The sequence below is a fragment of the Rhodococcus sp. ENV425 genome (genome assembly GCF_002887785.1).
GTDB lineage: Bacteria > Actinomycetota > Actinomycetes > Mycobacteriales > Mycobacteriaceae > Rhodococcus > Rhodococcus aetherivorans.
Genome location: NZ_PCZU01000202.1, coordinates 4,200 through 10,818 on the forward strand (window position 1 = coordinate 4,200; position 6,619 = coordinate 10,818).

Consider the following 6,619-nt stretch of genomic DNA (forward strand, 5'->3'; position numbering starts at 1 on the left):
GGAGCGCGTCGTGAGCGACGCCTGCGGTTGCGGCCACGCCGAACCCCGCCTCCCCGGCGAGGACGAGCACGCGCCCGAGAAGTTGTGGCAGATCACGGAGATCCGGTCGGCCGCCGCCGCGGGCGTCCTGCTGGTGGCGGCCCTGATCGTCCGTGTCGGCGGCGGACCCGACGCTCTCGGTGTGGGACTCGAGGCGGTGGCCTTGATCGTCGCCGGCTACACCTTCGTCCCCGCCACGCTCGAACGCCTGGCCAGGGGCGGGATCGGCGTCGGGACCCTGATGACGATCGCGGCCCTCGGCGCGGTGCTGCTCGGTGAGGTCGGCGAGGCCGCGATGCTCGCGTTCCTGTTCGCGATCAGCGAGGGACTCGAGGAGTACGCCGTCACCCGCACCCGCCGCGGCCTGCGCGCACTGCTGTCCCTGGTCCCGGACACCGCCACGGTGCTGCGCGACGGTCGCGAGCAGACCGTTCCGCCTGCCGACCTCGCGCTCGGCGAGGTCATGATCGTCAAACCCGGGGAGCGGATCGCCACCGACGGGATCGTCCGATCCGGGCGCACCGCCCTGGACACCTCCGCCGTCACCGGGGAATCGATGCCCGTCGAGGCCGGTCCGGGCGACGAGGTGTTCGCCGGGTCGATCAACGGCACCGGTGTCCTCGAGGTCGAGGTCGCCGCCGGCGCGCAGGACAACTCGCTGGCCAGGATCGTGCGGATCGTCGAGGCCGAGCAGTCCCGCAAGGGCGACGCGCAACGCCTGGCCGACAGGATCGCCACCCCACTCGTCCCGGCCGTGATGGTCGCGGCCGCGGCCATCGCCGTCGTCGGCAGCCTGGCCGGGGATCCGCGCGTGTGGATCGAACGCGCCCTGGTGGTGCTGGTCGCCGCGTCGCCGTGCGCGCTGGCGATCGCGATCCCGGTCACGGTCGTCGCCGCGGTCGGCGCCGCATCCAGGTTCGGCGTCCTGGTCAAGGGCGGCGCAGCCCTCGAGGCTCTCGGCCGCATCCGCGGCATCGCGTTGGACAAGACCGGCACCCTCACCCGGAACCGGCCCGCCGTGCTCGACGTCGCCACCGCGGAGGGAACGACCCCCCACGACGTTCTCGCCGTGGCCGCCGCTCTGGAGGCCCGCAGCGAACACCCCCTCGCCCCGGCGATTCTCGCCGCCGTCGACGACTACGTGCCGGCCGAACAGGTGGACGCGGTCCCCGGTGCCGGCCTGACCGGCCGCATCGCCGGCGCTCCCGTCCGGCTGGGCCGGCCCGGCTGGATCGACCCCGGTCCGCTCGCCGCGGACATCGAGCGGATGCAGCACGCCGGGGCCACCGCGGTCCTCGTCGAACGCGAAGGCGCCGCGATCGGGGCGGTCGCCGTCCGCGACGAGCTCCGCCCGGAAGCGCGCGAGGTGGTCGCCGGGCTGCGCCGTGACGGCTACACCGTCGCGATGCTCACCGGCGACCACGACCGCACCGCCCGAGCCCTGGCCGCCGACGCCGGTATCGACGAGGTGCACGCCGACCTGCGGCCCGAGGACAAGGCCCGTCTCGTCGAGACCCTGCGCGCCACACGGCCGACCGCGATGGTCGGCGACGGGGTCAACGACGCCCCTGCGCTCGCGGCCGCCGACCTCGGCATCGCGATGGGCGCGATGGGCTCCGACGTCGCCATCGACACCGCCGACGTCGCCCTGATGGGCGAGGACCTGCGGCACCTGCCCCGAGCGCTCCGCCACGCTCGACGGTCGCGGACGATCATGCTGCAGAACGTCGGACTGTCCCTGGCGATCATCACCGTTCTGATGCCACTCGCCCTGTTCGGAGTCCTCGGCCTGGCCGCGGTCGTCCTCGTCCACGAGGTCGCCGAGATCGTCGTGATCGCCAACGGAGTCCGGGCCGGGCGCGCGCGGAGCCCGACTGCGACGGCACGACCAGCGCCGACGGCGGCCGAGCCGATCGCCGGAACCCGGTCATGACCCGAGACGCCGGCTCCCCCTCGGCCGGCGTCCACGAGGGGGCGTTCACGGCAGCGCGGACGGACGCAGGACCCGGCCCCGGACGTCGGCCCGCACCCGTTGCACGAACTGCTCGCGCCCGAGGCACGCCCGCTGCCCCGACTGCGGCACCAGTGCGCTGACGGTCTCGTCCGCGAGTTCCTCGTCGCCGACGATCGCGATGTACGGGTCGCGGTGCAGGCGCGCGGCCCGGATACGGCTGCCCAACGAACCCCCGGCGAGCACGTCGACGCGAATCCCCTCGGCCACCAACCTGTCCCGCAGCCTGCCGGCCCCGTCGCCGTGGCCGTCCCCGACGGGCAGGACCGCCACCTGGCGGGGCGACAGCCAGGGCGGCATGCGCCCTTCGAAGCGTTCGACGAGCATCGCGATCAGCCGCTCCATCGACCCGAGCACACCCCGGTGGATCATCGCGGGCCGATGCCTGCGCCCGTCCTCGCCGGTGTATTCGAGGCCGAAGCGCTCGGGCTGAGTGAAGTCGAGCTGGACGGTGGACACGGTCTCCTCGCGCCCGTGCGCGCCGGCGACCTGGATGTCGATCTTCGGACCGTAGAACGCGGCCTCCCCTTCGGCCTCGAAGAAGTCCAGCCCGCGCCGTTCGAGCGCTCCGCGCAGTTGATCCTGGGCGTGCGCCCACTGCTCGCCGGTGCCGAGATACCGCCCGCCGGCGTCACCCAGGGACAGGCGGTAACGCCGGTCGTCGAGCCCGAGGACCCCGTAGCAGCGCTCGATCGCACTCAGCGCGAGTTCCACCTCCGCGCCGACCTGTTCGGGCGCGCAGAACACGTGCGCGTCGTCGAGACTGATCTGCCGGACCCGGCTCAGGCCGGCGAGCACGCCGGACAGTTCGCTGCGGAACATCGATCCCAGCTCCGACAGGCGGATCGGCAGGTCGCGGTAGCTGCGGCCCCGCGAGGCGAAGATCTGGGCGTGGTGGGGGCAATTGGCGGGCCGGAGAACGAAACTCTCGCCTCCGACCCGCATCTCGGGGAACATGTCGTCGGCGAATTTGGACCAGTGGCCGGACCGGACGAACAATTCCTTCTTGGCGAGCACCGGGGTGTAGACGCGGCGACAGCCGGTTTCGGCCGCCACCTCGGCGGCGAAGGCCTCGAGTTCGGCACGGATCACCGCACCGTCCGGCAGCCACAGCGGAAGGCCCGCACCCACTATCGGTGCGGTGGCGAACATTTCGAGTTCGCGACCGAGCACTCGGTGATCTGCACCGTTCATGATCCGTTCCTCGACTCTCGTGTCGGCGAGAGGAAGCGACGTGCCCGAACACGACGAAAGCCCCGGGACGTCGACTCCCGGGGCTCGCGTGGTGGGTCAGCAGTGAGCGACGCGGCGCCGGAAGGCATCCGGCGTCGTCGTGACCTGCTGAGCGTTCATCATGACGGGAATCGTACGGCCGGTACCACCCGGAAATCAACGAAGAGCCGAGGGCGAATCCGAACACGTTGCGGCGAAAAGTCTTTCATTTCCGTGGCTGCGGTCGGCCGTCCGGTGGGGCCGCGACCTTCGATTCGGAAAATTCTTTGATTCCGTCCGGTTCGAATTACCTCTGGCCGAGTAAGCCGAGGGATCCCGGAAAAATGGAACGGGCCGGCGCACCCTTCGGTGCGCCGGCCCGTCGAGGGGGCTCAGCGGATCACAGGAGCACGGTGCCCGGGTCGGCGGTCCCCTCCCGCGCGACGGCCGAGTACGCCGCCGCGAGCAGCGACGGATCCGGTCCCTCGAGCCTGCCGGGCTTGGCGAGGCCGTCGAGGACGACGAACCGGAGCATGCCCGCGCGGTTCTTCTTGTCGGACTGCATGCCCTCGAGCAGCTGCGGGAAGGCGTCGGCGTCGTAGGTCGTGGGCAGCCCGACGAGCTCGAGGATGCTGCGGTGCCGGTCGGCGGTGGCGTCGTCCAGGCGCCCCGCGAGGCGGCCCAGCTCGGCGGCAAAGACCAGGCCGACGGCGACAGCGGCGCCGTGACGCCACCGGTAGCGTTCGCGCCGTTCGATGGCGTGCCCGAGGGTGTGCCCGTAGTTGAGGATCTCGCGCAGGCTCGACTCCTTGAGGTCCGCGGCGACGACCTTCGCCTTGACCTCGATCGAGCGTCGGATCAGTTCGGGCAGCACCGTTCCCGCCGGGTCGAGCGCGGCCTCCGGGTCGGCCTCGATCAGCTCGAGGATCTTCGGGTCGGCGATGAAGCCGGTCTTGACGACCTCGGCGAGGCCGGCGACGATCTCGTTGCGCGGCACCGTCTCGAGGGTCGCGAGATCGACGAGCACCGCGGACGGCTCGTGGAAGGCGCCGACGAGGTTCTTGCCGGCGTCGGTGTTGATGCCGGTCTTGCCGCCGACCGCGGCATCGACCATCGCGAGCAGCGTGGTGGGCACGTGCACGATCCGCACCCCGCGCATCCACGTCGCGGCGACGAACCCGGCCAGGTCGGTGGCCGCTCCCCCGCCGAGGCTGACGATCGCGTCGCTGCGGGTCAACCCGATGCGCCCGAGCACCTCCCAGCAGAATCCCGCGACGGCGAGGTCCTTGCCGTCTTCGGCGTCGGGGATCTCGACCCGGTGGGCGTCGATCCCCTTCTCCGCCAACGCGGTGCGCACCGCCTCGGCGGTCTCCGCGAGCGGCGGCTGGTGCAGGATCGCGACGGTGCGGGTGCCGGTGAGTTCGTCGACGAGCTCACCGAGCAGGCCTCGGCCGATGATCACCGGGTAGGGCTGGGCCGTCTGGACGTCGACGCGTACCGGTTCGGTCACGGTTGATTGCTCCGATTCTCTGTACTGGTCCCGCTGGCAGCGGACGGGTGGGCACCGGTGGCGGCCAGATCCGTCTGCGCCTCCAGTTTGGCAAGGACCTGCTGCACCACGCGGCCGGGGCTGCGCCCGTCGGTGCGCACCCGGATGGTGGCCGCCTGCCGGTACAGCGGGCGGCGCCGGCGCATCAGCTCCCGGTACTTCGCCGCGGGATCCGCCCCGGCGAGCAGCGGCCGCGTGGTGTTGGTCCCGGTGCGGCGCAGGCCCTCGGCGACGCTGATCTCGAGGTAGATCACCGTCCTCCCCTCGAGCAGGGCGCGGGTGCGCTCGGACAGGATCGCGCCGCCGCCGAGCGAGACGATCCCGTCGTGACGGGCGAGCGCGTCGGCCACCACCTCTTCCTCGATCCGCCGGAACGCCGGTTCGCCGTCGGTGCCGAAGATGTCCGGGATCGTGCGCCCGGTGGTGCGCTCGATCTCGGCGTCGGTATCGAGCAACGGCAGGTCGAGGGCTTGGGCGAGCCGGCGGCCGATGGTCGACTTGCCGGCCCCGGGCGGCCCGATCAGAACTGCGCGTGGCGTCATGTCGTCACCGTGGCACCCGGGCCGCGACGGCCTCGAGGTAGTTGCGGACGTTGGTGCGGGTCTCGTCGATCGAGTCGCCCCCGAACTTCTCGAGCGCGGCCTGCGCCACGACGAGCGCCACCATCGCCTCGGCCACGACGCCGGCCGCGGGCACGGCGCACACGTCGGAGCGCTGGTGGATCGCGACGGCCTCCTCGCCGGACGACATGTCGACGGTGGCGAGGGCGCGCGGCACCGTGGAGATGGGCTTCATCGCGGCCCGCACCCGCAGCGCCTCGCCGTTGGTCATGCCGCCCTCGAGGCCGCCGGCCCGGTTGGTCGAGCGGAGCACGCCGTCGGGGCCGGGCCGCATCTCGTCGTGGGCGACGCTGCCGCGGCGGCGGGCGGTCTCGAAGCCGTCGCCGACCTCGACGCCCTTGATGGCCTGGATGCCCATGAGGGCCGCGGCGAGCCGGGCGTCGAGCCGGTCGGCACCGCTGATGAACGAGCCGAGACCGACGGGCAAGCCGTGCACCACGACCTCGACGACACCGCCGAGGGTGTCACCGTCGCGCTTGGCGGCCTCGATCTCGGCGATCATCGACTCCTCGGCCGACTTGTCGAAGGCCCGCACCGGGCTGGCGTCGATGGCGGCGAGGTCGGCGCCGGTCGGCTCCACCCCCACGTAGGGTTCGGACGCGCCGATGGAGATCACATGCGAGACGACCTCGGCGCCGAACACCTGGCGCAGGAAGTTGCGGGCCACGGTGCCGGCGGCGACGCGGGCCGCAGTCTCCCGGGCGCTGGCGCGCTCGAGGACGGGCCGGGCGTCGTCGAAGCCGTACTTGAGCATGCCGGAGTAGTCGGCGTGGCCGGGTCGCGGACGGGTCAGCGGCGCGTTGCGGGCCTGCCCGGTGAGCAGTTCGGCGTCCACCGGGTCGGCGGACATGATGGTCTCCCACTTGGGCCACTCGGTGTTGCCGATCTCGATGGCCACCGGGCCGCCGAGGGTGTGGCCGTGCCGGACGCCGCCGAGGATGGTGACCTTGTCGGCCTCGAATTTCATGCGCGCGCCGCGGCCGTAGCCGAGGCGGCGCCGCGCCAGCTGCTCCGAGATGTCGCTCGACGTCACCTCGACACCGGCGACCATCCCCTCGAGCATCGCGACGAGGGCGGGACCATGGGACTCTCCAGCAGTTATCCAGCGCAGCACAATCCCATCCTTCCACGTGCACCGCCACCGGCAGGACGCCGCCCCGGTCAACCCGCCGCCAGGACCGCGGCGAC

The 6,619-nt window shown here is 72.3% G+C and carries 5 protein-coding genes; 1 reads left to right on the forward strand and 4 read right to left on the reverse strand.

Annotated features, from left to right (window positions below; translation table 11 throughout):
• The first annotated feature begins 10 nt into the window (after positions 1-10).
• Positions 11-1,972, forward strand: coding sequence for a cation-translocating P-type ATPase (locus tag CQZ88_RS16765; protein WP_102800063.1), 1,962 nt, complete (start codon positions 11-13; stop codon positions 1,970-1,972).
• Between the two features lie 45 nt (positions 1,973-2,017).
• Here CQZ88_RS16765 and thrS read toward each other — a convergent pair whose 3' ends face one another.
• The 4 genes from thrS to aroC form a co-directional block, all read right to left on the reverse strand.
• Positions 2,018-3,247, reverse strand: coding sequence for a threonine--tRNA ligase (gene thrS / locus CQZ88_RS16770; protein WP_255326728.1), 1,230 nt, complete (start codon positions 3,245-3,247; stop codon positions 2,018-2,020).
• 415 nt (positions 3,248-3,662) lie between these two features.
• Entirely contained in the window at positions 3,663-4,772 is a 1,110-nt protein-coding gene (aroB, locus tag CQZ88_RS16775) for a 3-dehydroquinate synthase (RefSeq protein ID WP_006947002.1), read from the reverse strand.
• Positions 4,769-5,353, reverse strand: a complete 585-nt coding sequence (locus CQZ88_RS16780; RefSeq protein WP_006947003.1) for a shikimate kinase — start codon at positions 5,351-5,353, stop codon at positions 4,769-4,771. The genes aroB and CQZ88_RS16780 overlap by 4 nt, the downstream gene beginning before the upstream one ends.
• 4 nt (positions 5,354-5,357) lie before the next feature.
• The gene (aroC, locus tag CQZ88_RS16785) at positions 5,358-6,545 is read right to left on the reverse strand and encodes a chorismate synthase (RefSeq protein WP_102800061.1); all 1,188 of its coding nucleotides are present in this window, start codon (positions 6,543-6,545) and stop codon (positions 5,358-5,360) included.
• Positions 6,546-6,619: the final 74 nt, after the last annotated feature.

Coding starts and splice junctions, on each gene's coding strand:
- CQZ88_RS16780 (WP_006947003.1), bottom strand. CDS start 5,353: ATGACGCCACGCGCAGTTCTGATCGGGCCGCCCGGGGCCGGCAAGTCG.